This is a genomic window from Acinetobacter legionensis (assembly GCF_057165765.1).
Genome location: NZ_CM169896.1, coordinates 765,723 through 783,684 on the forward strand (window position 1 = coordinate 765,723; position 17,962 = coordinate 783,684).

The 17,962-nt window shown below is 37.8% G+C and carries 16 protein-coding genes; 13 read left to right on the forward strand and 3 right to left on the reverse strand.

Annotated features, from left to right (window positions below):
- Positions 1–2 precede the first annotated feature (2 nt).
- Both AC2G3J_RS03690 and AC2G3J_RS03695 read right to left on the reverse strand, forming a co-directional pair.
- Entirely contained in the window at positions 3–845 is an 843-nt protein-coding gene (locus tag AC2G3J_RS03690; protein ID WP_336952101.1) for an amino acid ABC transporter permease, read from the reverse strand.
- Positions 846–936: 91 nt separating this feature from the next.
- Positions 937–1,848 (reverse strand): amino acid ABC transporter substrate-binding protein, encoded by a 912-nt coding sequence (locus AC2G3J_RS03695; protein WP_004723734.1) that lies wholly within the window; start codon positions 1,846–1,848, stop codon positions 937–939.
- Between the two features lie 524 nt (positions 1,849–2,372).
- On the opposite strand from AC2G3J_RS03695, the gene AC2G3J_RS03700 reads away from it, so the two are divergent.
- From AC2G3J_RS03700 to hisC, 8 genes are all read left to right on the forward strand, one after another.
- Entirely contained in the window at positions 2,373–3,821 is a 1,449-nt protein-coding gene (locus AC2G3J_RS03700; RefSeq protein WP_419328197.1) for an RNA polymerase factor sigma-54, read from the forward strand.
- A 177-nt stretch (positions 3,822–3,998) separates the two neighbouring features.
- Positions 3,999–4,340 carry a ribosome hibernation-promoting factor, HPF/YfiA family gene (gene hpf, locus AC2G3J_RS03705; protein ID WP_336952098.1) on the forward strand — a complete coding sequence of 114 codons (342 nt, stop codon included), beginning with the start codon at positions 3,999–4,001 and terminating at the stop codon, positions 4,338–4,340.
- 137 nt (positions 4,341–4,477) lie between these two features.
- Complete coding sequence (ibaG, locus tag AC2G3J_RS03710; RefSeq protein ID WP_004723729.1) at positions 4,478–4,729, forward strand: BolA family iron metabolism protein IbaG; 252 nt, start codon at positions 4,478–4,480, stop codon at positions 4,727–4,729.
- A 6-nt stretch (positions 4,730–4,735) separates the two neighbouring features.
- Entirely contained in the window at positions 4,736–5,995 is a 1,260-nt protein-coding gene (murA, locus tag AC2G3J_RS03715) for a UDP-N-acetylglucosamine 1-carboxyvinyltransferase (protein ID WP_336952097.1), read from the forward strand.
- A 4-nt stretch (positions 5,996–5,999) separates the two neighbouring features.
- Entirely contained in the window at positions 6,000–6,695 is a 696-nt protein-coding gene (gene hisG, locus AC2G3J_RS03720; protein ID WP_056515646.1) for an ATP phosphoribosyltransferase, read from the forward strand.
- A 99-nt stretch (positions 6,696–6,794) separates the two neighbouring features.
- Positions 6,795–7,457 carry a DUF4272 domain-containing protein gene (locus AC2G3J_RS03725; protein ID WP_336952096.1) on the forward strand — a complete coding sequence of 221 codons (663 nt, stop codon included), beginning with the start codon at positions 6,795–6,797 and terminating at the stop codon, positions 7,455–7,457.
- A 128-nt stretch (positions 7,458–7,585) separates the two neighbouring features.
- Positions 7,586–8,887, forward strand: a complete 1,302-nt coding sequence (gene hisD / locus AC2G3J_RS03730) for a histidinol dehydrogenase (RefSeq protein ID WP_483770671.1) — start codon at positions 7,586–7,588, stop codon at positions 8,885–8,887.
- 175 nt (positions 8,888–9,062) lie between these two features.
- Positions 9,063–10,160, forward strand: a complete 1,098-nt coding sequence (gene hisC / locus AC2G3J_RS03735) for a histidinol-phosphate transaminase (protein ID WP_483770672.1) — start codon at positions 9,063–9,065, stop codon at positions 10,158–10,160.
- Here the strand turns inward: hisC and AC2G3J_RS03740 are convergent.
- Positions 10,157–11,503, reverse strand: a complete 1,347-nt coding sequence (locus AC2G3J_RS03740) for an anthranilate synthase component I family protein (protein WP_419330486.1) — start codon at positions 11,501–11,503, stop codon at positions 10,157–10,159. The two genes, hisC and AC2G3J_RS03740, sit on opposite strands and share 4 nt — an antisense overlap.
- A 263-nt stretch (positions 11,504–11,766) precedes the next feature.
- Here AC2G3J_RS03740 and filA point away from each other — a divergent pair, with 263 nt between their 5' ends.
- The 5 genes from filA (at position 11,767) to filE (ending at position 17,960) form a co-directional block, all read left to right on the forward strand.
- Positions 11,767–12,696: a putative pilus system protein FilA gene (filA, locus tag AC2G3J_RS03745; protein WP_336952091.1), complete on the forward strand. Its 930-nt coding sequence runs from the start codon at positions 11,767–11,769 to the stop codon at positions 12,694–12,696.
- Positions 12,697–12,902: 206 nt separating this feature from the next.
- Positions 12,903–13,736, forward strand: coding sequence for a putative pilus system C39 family peptidase FilB (gene filB, locus AC2G3J_RS03750; protein WP_336952090.1), 834 nt, complete (start codon positions 12,903–12,905; stop codon positions 13,734–13,736).
- 51 nt (positions 13,737–13,787) lie between these two features.
- A complete protein-coding gene (gene filC, locus AC2G3J_RS03755; RefSeq protein ID WP_336952089.1) occupies positions 13,788–15,005 on the forward strand; it encodes a putative pilus system protein FilC in 1,218 nt (405 codons plus the stop codon).
- Between the two features lie 13 nt (positions 15,006–15,018).
- Complete coding sequence (filD, locus tag AC2G3J_RS03760) at positions 15,019–16,683, forward strand: putative pilus system OmpP1/FadL family transporter FilD (RefSeq protein ID WP_336952088.1); 1,665 nt, start codon at positions 15,019–15,021, stop codon at positions 16,681–16,683.
- The gene (gene filE, locus AC2G3J_RS03765) at positions 16,683–17,960 is read left to right on the forward strand and encodes a putative pilus assembly protein FilE (RefSeq protein WP_483770673.1); all 1,278 of its coding nucleotides are present in this window, start codon (positions 16,683–16,685) and stop codon (positions 17,958–17,960) included. The genes filD and filE overlap by 1 nt, the downstream gene beginning before the upstream one ends.
- Positions 17,961–17,962 lie beyond the last annotated feature (2 nt).

Genomic DNA, 17,962 nt, shown 5'->3' on the forward strand with positions numbered 1-17,962 from the left:
GACTATTTACCCCCCGAGCCTAGGCCAGGAACAGCCATACGTTTTTCAACCCAAGCCATGATCAATTTAATGGTATAGGTAATGACTAAGTAAACTGGTGTCGAAAGAATAAGAATAACAATATCTTGAGATGTTTCTTCACGCATGGTTTTAGTATAAGCAAAGAAGTTCAAAACACTGAGCGCATAAAGCACCGCAGAGTTTTTGAAAATATTCATTGCTTCAGAAGTGAGCGTTGGCCAAACAATACGATAAGCGACAGGGAGAATGACATAGCGATAACTTTGGCTTTGATTTAAACCAATTGCAAAAGCTGCATTTTTTTGTCCATTTGAAACCGTATTAATGCCAGAGCGTACTTGTTCAGCAATACGTGCAGCGGTATACAGACCGAGTGCAAATACCCCAACCACTGCGGGATTGTCATTGAGAATATTTTGCCACCATCCACCATGAACCATCTCACCACTACCCGTACTTAAGCTGAGTGGTAGTAATTGCGGGAATACGAATGCCCAGAAAAACAGTTGTACGATCAAGGGAATATTTCGGAAAAGTTCGACATAGCAGGTACCAATAAATGAAAGCGGTTTATTGGGTAATGTGCGTAAAATCCCGATCAGAGAACCAAGAAGAAATGCAATGAAAAATGCAGCAATCGCGGTCCAGACCATTGTCCAAACACCTGAACCTAGGAGTTGTAACCATGTTGGTGCATCTGCAACCGGGGAATAACTTTCACCACCAATTGCTTTACAGACAGATTCAGCCCATGCAGCTTTATCAAGACTATATTCATTCGAGGGGAGACAATAAGCTGTCCAGTTAAGTGAGCCTACGGACATGTGTGCTCCTTGTGTTTTTAATTTTATAAAAATTTATAGACCAGACTTTAAATATAATCTGATCTATAAACCGTTGTTTTAAACTACGTTTTTAGTTAATACCAGCATCCGTAGGATTCGCTTTAAGTTTTAAATATGATGAGCTCATTGGCATATTTAAATTGACATTTTTAGGTGCAATTGGTGATTGGAACCATTTTTTATATAGCGCCGCCATTTGACCATTTTTCCACATCGTCGTTACAGTTTTATCAGCAATTGCTTTATATGCTGCATCGCCTTTAGGTAACATAATGCCGTATGGTTCTGAAGAAAGTACTGGACCTACAATTTTAAAATCTTTTGGATTTGATGATTTTGCGATTAACCCTGCAAGAATATTATCATCCATCACAAATGCAGCAGCACGCCCAGAAGCCACCATTGCAAATGAGTCTGAGTGATCTTTACCATAAACATTGTTTACGTTAACTTTTTCGCCTTTCTCACCCATTTTGATATATTTGTCAGATGTTGTACCTTGTGTGGTAACTACCGCTTTACCATTTAAATCTGCAATCGTTTTAATTGGTGCACTCGCTTTAACTGCCATGCGTACTTCTGTTGCATAATAGTTTGTAGAGAAGCTTACTTGTTGTTGGCGTTGAATAGAGTTTGTCGTTGTACCACACTCCATATCAATGTTACCTGCTAACATTTCCGGAATACGCGTAGAAGAAGTGACAGCTTTATATTCAACTTTAAGATTTGGCATCTTGAGCGTTTTTTTCAGCTCATTGGCAAAGTTATTACAAATATCGACTGCATATCCCATTGGTTTACCACCAATAACATAGGAAATTGGATCAGATGACTCACGATATCCAATAATCACTTTTCCTGATTGCTTGATCTTTGCTAATGTGTCTGCTGCTTGAACCTGTGAAAAAGCACCGCCAGCCATAAGTACACCAAGCGCTGTGGTTAAAACTTTTTTTGATAGTGTTTTTGTAGATAGTGTCATTTTGAGTTCTCCATTACATGATTTTTTTGGCAGTTTAAGCCGCTCGTTTCTAAAATTAAGCAGTTATCGTGCCAAACCTTTTCCTTGAAACTACGATTCATCATATTTCTTTATATCATTATTTTTATACTCACTATTCCAATAAGTAAAGGATAAAAATAATAAATTTCAAAAACTAGAAATGTGACTGTTCTCACAAAGTGGAAACTATTTTATTTAAATATTTTGAAATAAATAGCCCTAAAGCCATTTATTTTTGCTTATAAGTTTTAAATCACTATTTATATAATTGATGACTATTTCAGCGCACCTAGAACTGATGATTTTTAAAAAAACTGAATAAAAAAACGACATAATTATAATTTATCTTTAATTGATAAATAACAAACATTTTTATGTAACGTATTCATTTTTTTTACTAGTCCTAATCTATTTCCTGTGATATAAAAAATGAGTAGGCATGAATTTTGCATTGCTTATTCACATAAGATGAAATGAAATAATACAGTGTGGGAACTATGGGTATGAAGTTATCGGTTGGATTAAAAGTTGCAAATTCGTTGTCGCTTACGCCACAACTGCAACAAGCCATTCGATTACTGCAATTATCGAGTTTGGAGCTTGAACAAGAAATTCAAATTCAACTTGATAGTAATCCTTTGCTTGAAAAGGTTGAAGAAGAGACACATGAAAGCCCTGAAAATGTAAAACAAGAACAACAAGAGTATGAACTTTCAGATTCTTTAAATGCCAATCACTTACCTGATGAGTTGCCTGTAGATACGGATTGGGATGATGTCTATACCCATCAAACAACAGCTATGGAGCGCCCTGAGTTTGAAGATCGTGAAGATAATCGTCATTCAGAAGCATCATTAAAAGAGCATATGTTAGGGCAAGTTAATTTATTGCATTTTTCTCCAGTCGATAAATTGATTGCATATTGTATTGTGGATGCTCTAGATGAAAAAGGATTTTTGGCTGCCGATATTGAAGAAATAGTGAGCTCTGTACAACATCTACTACAACAAATGGATTATGACATTGACGTTGAAGAGGATGAGGTTTTGGTGGTTTTAAAACATATCCAACGCTTAGAACCTCTTGGTATTGGTGCTCGTAGTCTTGCAGAATGTCTTTTTGTACAAATTGAGGCTTTACCTACAACTACATTGTTTAGGAAAGAAGCGCTGATGTTGTTGAAACATTATGAGCTTTTGGTGAGTAATGACTTAAATAAATTGATTAAGCAAACGGGTTTAAATGCTGAGTTATTAAAATCAGCAATTGATTTATTGAAAACACTTAAACCTTATCCGGGTGCTGAATTCGACCAAAAAGAATCAGATTATCAAATTCCAGATGTGGTTGTGTCTAAGAAAAATGACCATTGGTATGTCCAACTTAACCCTGATATTTTACCAAAACTTCGAATTAACTCATTTTATTCAGGCATGATTAAACGTGCTGATCAAAGCGATGATAATCAATATTTACGCAATCAAATGCTTGAAGCTAAAAACTTTATCAAAAGTGTCGATGAGCGTCACAAAACTTTATTAAAAGTTGCAAGTTGCATTGTGCAACATCAACGTGAGTTTTTGGAAATCGGCGCTGAAGGAATGAAACCCTTGGTATTGCGCGATGTTGCAGAAGAAGTTGAATTACATGAGTCCACGGTTTCTCGTGTCACCACAAATAAGTTTTTGTTGACACCACGTGGCTTATTTGAGCTGAAATATTTCTTTTCTAGCCATGTGGGAACAACTACTGGGGGAGAGGCATCGTCGACTGCCATTCGAGCAAAAATCAAAAAACTTGTTGCCGATGAAAACCCACGTAAGCCATTGTCAGACAATACAATTGCCAATTTATTAAAAGAAGAGGGAATTGATGTGGCAAGAAGGACAGTCGCAAAATATCGTGAATCGTTACATATTCCGTCTTCATCTGACCGAAAAGTGTTGATCTAAATTTTAAAGTGTGGCTATTCTAATTGTTCATTATGACGAAATAATGAATCGCTTTTTGTCTTTTGGAGTAACTTAAATGATTGCATGATATAGAGCAAAGTTTTCCTTAGCGAAGGCTGTCATGAGATCGTTTGGGTTATGACTTTCATATTCCTATATAAGGAGAGGGATAAAGCTATGCAAATTACAATCCGTGGACATCATTTAAGTATTACACCCGCAATAGAAGAAAACATTCGAGATCGATTTACCCAAATGACCAAGCATATTGATCAGGTGAACAGTATGCAGGTCAAACTCAGTAAAGATCATCAATTGGATAAAAGATCAAAAAAAGGCAGTGCAAATCATATTGCAGAGGCAATTGTTCGTTTGCCAGGTATAGAGCTTTTTGCTCAAGCCACAGCAGATGATATGTATAATGCGATTACAAAATTGACTGACAAATTAAAAAGGCAATTACACAAGCATCGTAAAATGCAGTTGGATTATCAACCTGTAGAGATTTTAGCGACGTAAAATTGATATTTTTAAAAAGAGGTTGCAAAGACCTCTTTTTTTTATCTATATTTTTTGTACGAGTTAATGAATTATTTCGGTGAGTTATAGTAAAATAGCCAGTTTTTACACTGTCAGTCCTATAAGAGGTCGATGCAATGAATAGTGAACAGCTCACTGAAATCTTAAAAGCAGCTTTTCCTGATGCTGAAGTTGCTGTCAGTGGACAAGCAGGTAAATTTGACCTCCGTATTGTCGACAATCAGTTTGAAGGGAAACGTCCAGTTCCTCGTCAACAAGCTGTTTATGCGCCACTTAACTCTTATATTGCCAGTGGTGAGGTACATGCGGTAACTATTCGTGCAATGACTAAAGAAGAATGGCGCAAAGCCAGTATGTTTGGAGCTTAAGCGTCAATGGATAAATTTGTTATTCAAGGTGGTGTAAAACTCGAAGGTGAAGTTCGTATTTCTGGTGCAAAAAATGCGGCTTTACCTTTATTGGCTGCAATGATTCTTGCAGATACCCCGATTACATTAAAAAATGTTCCAGATCTTAAAGACGTTCGTACTTTAGTCAAGTTGATTGGTGGTTTAGGTATCACCATGAATTATGAGGGAGACACGGTTGTCGCAGATACATCTACACTGGATAATCAATTTGCTCCCTATGAACTGGTTAAAACCATGCGTGCATCTATTTTGGTGCTTGGTCCACTCTTGGCGCGCTATGGTAGTGCAAAAGTTTCACTTCCTGGTGGATGTGCGATTGGCTCACGCCCTGTTGATCAGCATTTAAAGGCTTTAGAGGCTTTGGGTGCACAAATTGAGGTCGAAGCAGGCTATGTACATGCCAAAGTGGATGGCCGTTTAAAAGGTGGCGAAGTCATCTTTGATATGGTGACTGTAGGTGGGACTGAAAATATTTTAACTGCAGCAGTATTGGCAGATGGTGTTACTACCATCCGCAATGCAGCCCGTGAACCTGAAATCACAGACCTTGCACTTATGCTCATTAAAATGGGTGCAAAAATTGAGGGTTTAGATACAGATACATTAGTAGTAACTGGTGTGGAAAGTCTACATGGTTGTGAATATTCTGTGGTTGCTGACCGTATTGAAACGGGCTCATATTTAGCCGCCGCAGCCATAACGGGTGGTAAGGTAAAAACCACACATACTGACCCAAATCTTCTTGAATCTGTTTTAGATAAATTTGAAGAAATGGGTGCAGAAGTCACACGTGGTGAAGACTGGATCGAATTGGATATGCTGGGGAAACGTCCGAAAGCAGTTAGCTTCCGTACCTTGCCCCATCCAGAATTCCCAACGGATATGCAAGCACAAATCATGGCGGTAAATGCCATTGGACGTGGTTTTGCAACAATTTCTGAAACGATTTTTGAAAATCGTTTTATGCATGTACCTGAGTTAGCTCGTATGGGCGCAAATATTCAGGTTGAAGGTAATGATGCTGTTGTAACAGGTGTGGAAAAACTATCTGCTGCGCCTGTTATGGCAACTGACCTACGTGCTTCGTTTTCTTTAGTTTTGGCTGCTTTAGCTGCTGAAGGGGAAACCATCATTGATCGTATTTATCATATTGATCGTGGTTATGAAGATATCGAAGCAAAGTTACAAGGTCTAGGTGCCCAAATTAAGCGAGTGAGCGAGTAAGTTAATGAGCGATATGAGAAACGATGATCCAAACTTTGACGTAATGGGCAATTTTGATCATGGTTTAACTTTGGCATTGAGTAAAGGGCGTATTTTAAAAGAAACGTTGCCTTTACTTGAAACTGCGGGAATTAACTTATTGGAAGATCCTGATAAATCTCGTAAGTTGATTTTTCCAACCACACATAAATCCGTTCGTATTTTAATCTTGCGTGCTTCTGATGTACCAACTTATGTGGAAAATGGTGCAGCGGACATAGGTGTAGCGGGCAAAGATGTGTTGATGGAACATGGCGCTCAAAATGTCTATGAACCATTGGATTTAAAGATTGCCAACTGTAAATTAATGACAGCTGGTAAAGTAGGCATGGTTCGTCCTAAAGGGCGTTTAAAAATTGCCACTAAGTATGTAAATTTAACTCGTCAATATTATGCAAGCTTAGGTGAGCAAGTTGATGTGATTAAACTTTACGGCTCAATGGAATTAGCCCCATTGGTTGGTTTGGGCGATTATATTGTTGATGTGGTGGATACTGGGAACACTTTGCGTGCCAATGGTCTAGAGCCTTTGGAAGAAATTTGTAAAGTCTCTTCACGTTTAATTGTGAATAAAGCGAGCTTTAAGCGTAAGCAAACTTTATTAAATCCAATTCTTACTCAGCTTGAAAAAGCAGTAGAAGAGCGTCAAAAAAACAATTAATCCATTCATGTTTGTTCAATAAAGATGCCGTCTAATTTTAGGCGGTTTTTTATGTAATTTATGTTAAAAAATAACCATGCATGAATCAAAAAAGAGCTTATGAAAACACCTCAACAACGCAAAGAACAGTCTATTTTAAAACTTAAAAATTATTCAATTCCTTATATTGACTGGTTACCTGTGATTGAATCTGCAGAAGATGTTCAAGCACGCAGTGCAGAACAAATTGCAAAACGCGCGATTGCTTGTTTATGGGTGATTCAGGTCGCATGTGACCTGAATAATGATCAATATGATGATGAAACAAAGATATTTATATTTGATGTTTTAAAAAAAATGCAAGTTTTTGATGCTTTAACAGAAAAAGAACAGGCAATTTTAAATCGTGATGCTTCCGCACAAGATGTCATCAATATGGTGTGGAAATATGAAGCATATTGGGTGCTGTTATGGGCTTTGGGTATTGTGGATGATTTGAGTTATCCGGTAGATATCGTTGATTGTGATTTTGCAATTCAAGCCGTTTCATCGTGCGATACATTTGCTGCATTTATGGAAAAAGTCCAATTACGAGATATTGAAGAAATCTTAGATCAGGCTGATTTAATTTATCGTTATGATTGGGCATGTGTAAATGCGCGTTTAAAGCAACAGGATGCACCTGAAAATTTAAATTCATCTGTTGTTGTGGAACGGCATGGCGCCTTGAACTGGCTGATTCAGACTGATAGTGACTGGGATTATCCTGATGTGAGTACCTAAATAAAAATTTGCTATATCAAAAGTCATTTGCAATCAAACTTTCCTCTGAAAGTAAATTGAAATGTTGCGGTGATGTTGCCCACAAGATACTTAAAACAAGGTAAACTAAATCTTTCTTAAACAACCTTGTGGGTAAATTGATGCGACGTTTATCGACTCAAGAGCAGAACTTTAAACAAGTCTTTGCTGACTTGTTAGCTTTTGAAACAGTGAGTGATCCTGAGCTTTTAAAAACAGTAGACCAAATTATTGCAGATGTGCGCCTACATGGGGATGCACATGTACTTAAACTCACTCAACAGTTCGATCGACATCCAGCGCATCAATTTTCAGATTTAGAACTGACACAAGAGCAACTTAAAGTTGCATTTGAAGGTTTAACTTCAGAAGTACGTGAAGCTTTGGAAATGGCGGCCAATCGTGTTCGCTCATTCCATCAGGCTCAAAAACAAGACGGTTGGTCCTATGTGGATGAATTAGGAAATACCCTTGGTCAAAAAGTTACCCCTTTAGACCGTGTGGGTATTTACGTTCCAGGTGGTTTGGCTTCTTATCCATCCTCTGTGCTGATGAATGCTCTACCCGCGCACGTGGCTGGGGTAGCAGAAATTATTATGGTGGTGCCTGCGCCAAATGGTGATTTAAATCCTTTGGTATTGGCGGCTGCTTATTTAGCGGGTGTAAGTCGTGTGTTTACGATTGGCGGTGCGCAAGCAGTTGCCGCACTTGCTTATGGAACAGAAACGATTCCAGCGGTAGATAAAATTACAGGACCGGGTAACCGTTTCGTTGCTGCCGCAAAACGTGCTGTTTTTGGTCAAGTTGGTATTGACATGATTGCAGGACCTTCTGAAATTTTGGTTTATGCAGAAGGTCATAATGACGCTAAATGGTTGGCGATGGATGTTTTGTCACAAGCTGAACATGATACGGTTGCGCAAGCGATTTTTATTACGCCTGATGAACAGCTGTTAAATGATGTCGAGCAAGCCCTTGAAGAACATTTGGCTACATTACCCAAAGCTGAAATTGCACGAACTTCGATTGCAAATCGAGGTGCTTTGGTCTTGGTTAAAGATCGCCAAGAAGCCATTGATTTGATTAATCAAGTTGCGCCTGAGCATTTGGAATTGTGCTTAGATGATGCTGAGCAGATGTCAGAAAGTATTCGCCATGCAGGTGCAATCTTTATGGGGCGCTATACACCAGAAGCGATTGGTGATTATTGTGCGGGACCTAACCATGTCCTACCTACTTCTGGTACAGCACGTTTTTCATCACCTTTAGGTGTTTATGATTTTCAAAAACGTTCAAGTTTGATCATGTGTTCTGAGCAAGGAGTTAAATCGCTTGCTAAGGCCGCAGATATTCTTGCTCAACAAGAAAATTTAGATGCGCATGCCCGATCAGCTAGATATCGTTATCAATAATTTACCAATGGCCCAGTATCCGTACAAATCCTTCTCCCTTAGGGATAAGGTGAGGATGAGGGCGTAAAAATTTAACTGACTTACGTTTGGGGATTCTATTGAAATGCCCAAACCCTCTCCTAGAGTGAGAGCGCTTATATAAAGTAAGTCATGTGAGAAAAAATACGAGATAAAAATGCCAAATATTAGCCCTGAGCAAATGCGTTTTTGGAGTCCTGAAGTACGTGAGTTAGAACCGTATGTCCCAGGTGAGCAGCCTAAAATCCAAAACTTATTAAAACTGAATACCAATGAAAACCCATATCCACCATCGCCAAAAGTGGTTGCAGCAGTTCAGTCTGTACTTATAGATTCAGCAGATGTATTGCGCCTATATCCAGATCCAGATGCATCAGCACTCAAACAAGCGATTGCTAAGCAACAGCATGTAGCAGTAAAAAATGTCTTTGTTGGTAATGGTTCGGATGAAGTTTTAGCACATATTTTTAAAGCATTTTTTGTTCAAGAAAAGCCAATTCTATACCCAGATATTACCTATAGCTTTTATCCTGTTTATAGTCAGTTTTTTGGAATTTCAACCCAAACTAAAATCTTGCCTTTAAATGAGAATTTTGAAATTGATGTGGCTGATTATAAACAGCCGAATGGTGGGATTATCATTACCAATCCCAATGCACCAACCAGTATTGCATTAGAGATATCTGCAATTGAACAAGTCTTGCAAGCCAATCCAGATTCTGTAGTTGTGATTGATGAAGCGTATGTAGATTTTGGTGCTGAGTCAGCCGTGAATCTGGTGGAAAAATACGAAAACTTAGTCGTTTGTCAAACCACTTCAAAATCTCGCTCTTTAGCTGGTTTACGAGTTGGCTTTGCAATTGCACAGCCACATTTGATCGCCGCATTGGAAGCTGTAAAAAATAGCTTTAACTCCTATCCAATTGATCGTTTTGCAATTGCAGCAGCTGTCGCATCATTTGAAGATCAAGAATACTTTGCAGCACAATGTCAAAAAGTGATTGTAAGTCGTGACAAACTTGTTGCAGATCTAGAGTTGCTAGGATTTAAAGTATTACCATCCTCAGCCAACTTTATTTTTGCTTGTTTACCCTCAAAAGATGCTGGTGAATTGGCAAAAGCATTACGTGAACATGGCATTATTGTTCGATATTTTAATAAGCCACGGATTGATCAATTCTTACGTATCACTATTGGTACAGATGAACAAAATCAACGCCTTGTTGATACGCTAAAGCATGAGATTTTAGTCTAGGATTCATTTTGAGGCTGATGCCATGTGTTGAGTAAATCTAGCATGGCAGAAACTTTATCAAAACATTCTTGATATTCTGCATTACAATCTGAAGCAATGGTGATCCCACCACCTGCCCACAATGAAACTTCATCTTGATATTTTTGAATTGAACGAATCAAAATATTCCAAGAACCAGTTCCATCAAAATTAAAATACCCCAGTGAGCCGCAATAAGCGCCTCTTGGTGCACTTTCGAGTTCTTCAATAATTTGCATCGCGCGAATTTTGGGTGCGCCGGTAATTGAACCGCCTGGTAGTGCGGTGAATAAAACCTCAAATGGATTTACATCCGATTTTAAGGTTGCAGTGACTTCACTTACCATATGATGTACCTGCTTAAAAGATTCAATATTAAACAGTTTTGGGGTTTTTACTGAACCTGTTTCAGCATATACACTTAAATCATTGCGTAATAAGTCCACAATCATGACATTTTCAGCCTGATCTTTTTCAGAGTGAATCAAGGTATTTTTTGACTGCTCATCTAAAATTGGATCGTCATAACGAGGCATTGTCCCTTTAATGGGTTTGGTGGTGATTTTACGATCAGTCTCGAAATCAATAAATAACTCAGGTGAACAACTGAGTAACTCAAAATCATCAATTTTTAAATAACCTGAATAAGGGGCATCAGTGAGTTTCCAAAAATTTTCGGCTGTATCTAACAGTGAACCGTTTGCTTTTCCTATGAATTCTTGAGTTAAATTAATCTGATAACAATCACCAGCTTTAATATATTTTTGAATTTGTGCAAATGCTTGATCATATTGTGATTTTGTCCAAGTCGCACTACATTTTGATAAAAGTTTAAATTTTTGATTATTTAAGGATTGTGTTGCTAATAACTGTTGTATAAATTTAAAAAATGCTTCTGCGCAAGCTTCTAAACTATAAAAAAATAATTGCCCTTTTTCTTGTTTAATAAAGGTTTTATAAATCCCCACATAAAAATTGGGTTGAGATTTTGTATTAGCGTCAATGTGTTGCCGACTGGCATAGTTGTAATCAATAAAACCCATATATCCCCCCTGAAAAGTATGCTGTGTTTTTGGGGCAGATTGAGTTGTGAAATTAAAAAAGTGATTCAAAGAAGGATTGGTTTTGTCTTTTTGATAATGTGTAAAATGATTTCTTGAATAGCTAAAAAGTTGTTGCTGGATTGAAATGCAATATTGTTCAGGTGAAAAAGCAATAATGTCTTCACCTGAGTTTTTTAAATAGATACAACCGAATAATGAATCAAGTCGGTGTAATAAATCTGCAATGCCATTTGATGGAAAATCTAATAACTTCCGAAACATAGGGAGGTTTAACTCGAGCGCGAAAAGGGTTTGTAAAGCATTATTCTACCTGAAAATAGGACTTATAAAAGTGTTTACCGTTTATCGGTTTAATTGGCTTTTTGATAAACAGCAGTTGAACAAAAAGTAACATACAGTTAATTTAAAAGGGCAAAACGGACTACTCAAGGATTGGTGTTCTAAGTTGTAAAACAACTAAAACAACAGGGAACTACGGAGAGTGGTTAAAAATGAAAAAAAATGCTCTTGGGAGAGTACAGGTTATGAAATTATTTACTAAACTTGCTTTGGTTTCAGCTATCGCTATCAGTTCAAATGCAATGGCAATGCAAGCAATGGATGATGCAGCACTCAGTGCAACAACTGGTCAAGATGGTATTTCTATTGGAATTGGTATTTCAAAAGTTGAAATTGATAAAGTTCATGTGTTTGATGGTGATGGTTTATCTGCAACAGCTAAATTGGCGGATGGTGTAAATGGTACTACCGATGGGACAGCTATCACGGGTGGTACGGCAACAGCTGGTGCAATAACAATTAATAATATTGTATTAACTGCAAATACTGCATCTTTATTACAAAGCCATAATTTGGCAGATATTACTATTGATACTGATGGTAATGCGGGTAGTCCATTCCTAAATATTGGTGCTGCGGTTTCAGGTTTAAATATTTCTTTGGGTAAAATTGAAGTTAATGATGTAGATGCAACGACTACTACAAGCCCTTATAAAGTGGGTACTGGTACTGCAACTATTTTAAATGGTTTAACTTTGACTACGGGTAAAACTGCTGCAAATATCCAATTGGGTAACACTCCACAAGGTGCGATGATTAAATTGGCTGGTAGCATGACTGGTGGTTTAACAATTAGTAATCTTTCATTGCATGATGCATCAACTGGTGGTGGTGGTGATATTGTTCTTGGATCAATTAAATTGACAGATACAGGTTCTAATAACTTATCTACTGATGCAGCTATTGCTGTACGAGCAACAGGTGTGAGCGGTGCTACTGCAGATGGTCTTCAAATTACAGCGATGACTAAACCGACTGATATTTATATTCAAAAAATTCAACTGGGTAGTGCGTCAGCAGCTTCAATTGGTGATATTGCGATTAGTGGTTTGAAAGTTTATAACGGTAGTGCTGGTACAACTCCAGGTGCTGTGATCACAATTTCTGGTCACTAAGTTTAGTTATTAGAAAATGAAAGACGCATGCAACGCATGCGTCTTTTTTTTACAAAAAAGCTGAGTAAAAGCGACAAAAGTTGAAAAAAAAACTGTTTTTTTTTTCAAAAAACGTTATCTTCTAATCACAGGGAAGTAGAGTGTTCACTCTAAAAATAAAATCAGCACTTTAGGCAAAATACTGCCGATACTTGATAGTTAAAATTATGTTAGAAATTACTTTAGGTTCGGCATTAATGTATTATTTTGCCAACCATGCCCTAGATGTGAAACCCAAGCCAAAGGATGCAATTTACTATACTGAGCTTGCGGATTCCAGAGATAAATCGTTTACACGTAACCATCGTGAAATGGTACATGTTAAACCCGCCTTGGAAAATCAATTCCGTGGCATTGTACGTCAAGCATATGACTATAGCTGTGGTTCTGCTGCATTAACAACACTTTTAAATGGTTATGTTGGGACAAATTTAACTGAACAGCAAACCATGGAAGGTTTATTACGCTTTGGAGAATACAATCGTATTATTGAGCGTCGAAGTTTCTCATTGCTGGATATGAAGCGTTTTGTTGCTGCAATTGGATATGAGAGTGGTGGTTATAAGGGGGAGTTCACCGATTTAATCAACCAAAATCAACCCGTAATTGTTCCGATTTCTTATGCTGGTTTTAAACATTTTGTTGTATTTAAAGCATATAAAGATGGCCGAGTTTATGTCGCGGATCCTGCATTGGGGAATATTAGTTTTGATCAAGAGCGATTTAAGGACGTTTGGGAAAACAACACATTATTTGTGATCAATGCTCCTAAAGATCAACAACGGAATATGTTGGCCTTACAGGATGCCGATATGCGCCATGTGGATGATGCAACTATTAACCGCTATGCTTTAGTTGAAGCACAATATTCAACCGATTATACCAATAAATTAGCCGATAAGGCTTCTACGATGCGTAAGGTGATTGACCAAGATACCAAGTCTGCGACATACAATCAGCCAATTACATCCTATATGCGACTCTATTATAAACGTAAGTAAAGATGGATTAAAAATTACATAACTGAATTGGATTTTTGGAATAGGAATAATATGAATAATCAATGGATGAAAAGAACTTTACTTGCAATGAGTATTCAGTTTGCAATTGGAAGTTTATATGCAGCGGAGACAGATACAAGTGCTGAGGTTGCAGTAGATCAGGCTACAAGCACAGACAATAACAGTTCTGAAAACACGAGCCAAACAGTTCCTGTTACAGATGTTAAAGAAGATGTAATAATTAATAAAGATGAAACAAAATCTTTAGCACCTAAGCCTGGTACGCAAGCGGCAGAAGCATTACAGAAAAAAGAAGGCGATGCCTCACAAGAAACTAATTTACAAGAAGTTTTTACATCTAATGAGCGTCAATACTCTTTAATTAAAAAGGGTGAAATCTCAACTTTTTATGATTTAGATTATTCATACTATCGTGATTCACAGTTAAATTTAGGGATTAATGAAGGAACAGCCTACCAGCTCCGTGTTGATGAGGATGCTAGCCATACCATCAGTAATACTTTTACTGCGCAGTATGGGGTACGGGATAATTTAACCTTTACCGCATCTATCCCTTTTATTGCCAAATCAGATAGCTTGAAAGATGCCACGGCTGCAGGTTTGGGGGATATTAATTTAGGTGCTCGTTGGGAACCTTTCCCACTGAAAGCAGGACGATTACCTTTAATTTTATTTGGTAGCTTATCGACCAAAACTGGTGACAGTCCATATGAAATAAACCCTGAAAAAGACCTTTCAACAGGTAAAGGGTATTATTCAGTAGGAGTCGGTGCAAGTACCCGTAAATATATCGATCCAGTCGTACTCTTTGCATCTGTTTCTGCTAATTATGGATTTAAAGAAACTGGCTTGAATCAAGTCCGTGGTGGAGGTAATGCTAATGGGCAAGGTGGGGATCAGACTTATCAACGCGTTTTAGAAGAGTTTGATCCTGGTATGACAGGTGGTTTCTCTTTTGGTTTTGCATATTCATTTAACTATGATGTTTCGATGACTATGTCATACCAACAATCATTTAATATGAATACTTCATTTAAATATAAACCAACAGAGGGACTTGCAGATTCATATAAAGCAGCTGACCAATCTAGTGGAATGTTTTCAATTGCTTTAGGGGTTCGTGTTAATCCAGATACGATTGTAAATGGAACATTGGGTATTGGTTTAACTGAAGATTCACCAGATATTTCACTTGGCTTGTCTTTCCCATTGGACATCTTAGGCTTCGGTAAGAAGAAAGCTCACTAAAGGAGTGTAAAGTATGAAAAACATACGTTTGCGCCCATTAGTTACAGCGATTTTATTAACAGGGTGTTCGACTCAAGTATTTGCACATTTAGGACTTAACCTATCTGTAGATATACGCTCATTAACAATGGGGAATGCGGTAACTGCAGACCCACCGGGGATCAGTGCGATTCATTTTAACCCTGCCGGGTTAACTAAACTCAAAGGTTTGCAAACTGATGTACAGGGAATTATTGCAAACTTTGATGTACAGCGTGAATTTTCAGCCCCTCCTGGTTATAACGTGTTTGGGTATTCTGATGATCCTCTCATCTGTAATGATACGCCAGATAATCCTTCAAGTCTTTGTACAGATTATAAGGATTCAGTGCGTGGGGACGTGGAATACGCAAGTTTATATATTCCTATTCTAAAGAAAGTGGTGGATTTGGGGCCCGGTTGGCCAGTTTTAGCACCAACGGGGGGTATTTCTTATAATCCCCCTGGCTCAAAATTGACCTATGCAACAGCTGCATATGCTCCAATGGTTGCAGGCTTTGGTTCGGAAGATGGCAATCCTGGTAATTTTATGGGGCAACAAGTTGCGATTGAAAGGATAACCTACTTATCTCCATCTGTTGCCTACCAAGTCAGTGATGAACTGTCTATTGGTGCTTCAATAGGAATGTCATATAACGCAATGGCATTAAAAACCGATTTAAGATTTCCGAATGAAATGATCGGCGTTTTACGAATGATTGATGAGTCTGTTTGTGGTCCTTTCCGAAATAATTCAAATGTGATTACTGACCTCCTGCTATTTGGTATTTGTAATGCCGATGAAGGAATGAATCCTTTTGGCCAATTCGGAAAAATGCAGGTTAGTCTGGAGCAGAGTTTAAGTCCAAGTTATAACTTAGGCTTAATGTGGGAACCTACAGAGAATTTTGGTTTTGGTATGGTTTATCAAAGCTCAGCTAAAATGCGTATGAAAGGTAAATACTTTATCGACAATGCTAATGCACCACGAGAGCTGATAAAAGGTTTGAACTCTTCGGCAACAGGGCAAATTCTTGCTGCGATTTTAGGTTTTCCTGGTTATATCCCACCAACTGAATCTGGTTTGATTTCAATGGATTTGGAATATCCAGCTCACTTCCAAGCGGGTATAAAATATAAGGTTTTACCTGATTTACAGGTAAACTTTGACGTGGGCTGGACAGATTTTAAAGCATGGGAAAAGTTTCAGTTCGAATTCGATCGGCAAATTTCAGCATTAAAAATTGCAAAATTATTATCTAATCAAGTTACAGATACATCATTGGCTTTTCCATTGGGCTTTAAGTCTCCATGGAGTTGGGGTATCGGTGTTGAGTATTCTGCAAATGATCGCTTAAAGCTTCGTGCAGGTTATGAACCTCGTGCTAGTGCAATCCCAGATGATAAGCGTAATACCATGGTTCCGATTAACAATGCGCAATTATTTGGTTTAGGTTTGGGCTATCGTTTTGATGAAGATACGGATATTGACTTGTCTGTGGGTTTCCTGCGTAGTCGAGATAATATTCCTGCAAACACAAGTAGTTTGGCAAACAAAACAGGGGTAGATAACTTGCTACTGAACCCTTATGCTGGTTTGAATGTAAAAACCAATACAAAAGTTACAATTCTAGGGATTAACTACAGAACGAGATGGTAATGCGTTTAAACCTTGAAAAAAAAACAGTCGTAACCTCTTTGTGGCTAGCTTTAAGTTTTAGCTCAACCACATCTGTTTCTTATGCTGCCAATTTTTATACCATTATTGGCCCTGATGGGCATCCAATGATTGTTCAGAAGCCTGAAACTAGTCCCAAAGGGGAAGTAAAGCAAAAAAACAAACAAATACAAGAAACTAAACAAATACAAGAAACTAAAGTTACAAAGTCAAATGTGCAAGGGATAGAAACCCTACCTGTAGTTAAACATAATCAGAAAGAGATTGAGCCGAAGAGTGCTTCATTGACTGTTCCGACTTCTCAGCCTGCCAGCCAACCTCCTTTAATGGATAACAACAAAGCTAAAGCTCAAATGAATCCTGTTCCGGCAACAGATCAGTCTTCATCGTCAGTATCACGAAAAACAACTCCTCAACTTGTCGTCGAACAGTCTTCACGGAAGCCCATTAGTACTGTTCAACAAAAAAATAAAGTCGAAAAACTAGCGAAAGAGAGTACACCACGCCAAGATGAAGTAAAGATCAATCAAGAGGTTGTGCCGAAAAATACTCAACCTGTAGAAGATCAGCATTTTACTGTCATTGATGGTGAAAAATATGTAAATAATGAGTATTTAGAAGATCGCGAATTCAATTTAGAAGGTAAAAAAAGATTTTATATGACGCCAGAAATTGGCGCAGTTCATGGGCGATATGAAACTATTGAACGACAAAAAGGGCTTAGTGCGAGTCTTTTAAACCGTATTCGTGGGAATTCAGAATCTGAAGAAAAGAAGCCCGTTGTTTTATCTTCTACCTATTTTCGTTTAGCTAAAGATGAGGTTGTTCAAAATTTAGAACAATCATGTTTCTCTGGAAAAAAATTAGTTAAAGCGAAAGATTTATCAATAAAAAATCAAGAAATTGGGCTTTGGCCAGTCGCACCAATTAAAGAAAGTTTTGCCTATGAAGTGGTGAAATTAGACCCTAAAGTGCAAAATGTGTTATTAACATCGTATGCATCTTCTTCAAAGATCCAAAGTTATTATTGGCCATTAGTTGTATTTTTAGATGGACAAGGTTGTGTCCTTGAAGGTGTGAGTGGTTTTAAAAATGATGAATCTCACGACAATAATTTACAATACGCAGCGATGGAAGGCGTTTTAAGAAAACCAGATCAGGCAGTATATCTATTTTTAACACCATTATCCTCAGCATTAGATGTGGAAAATAAACAGTTAACAAATCATGGACAAATTAAGCTGAGTGTTATTCAGTAAGG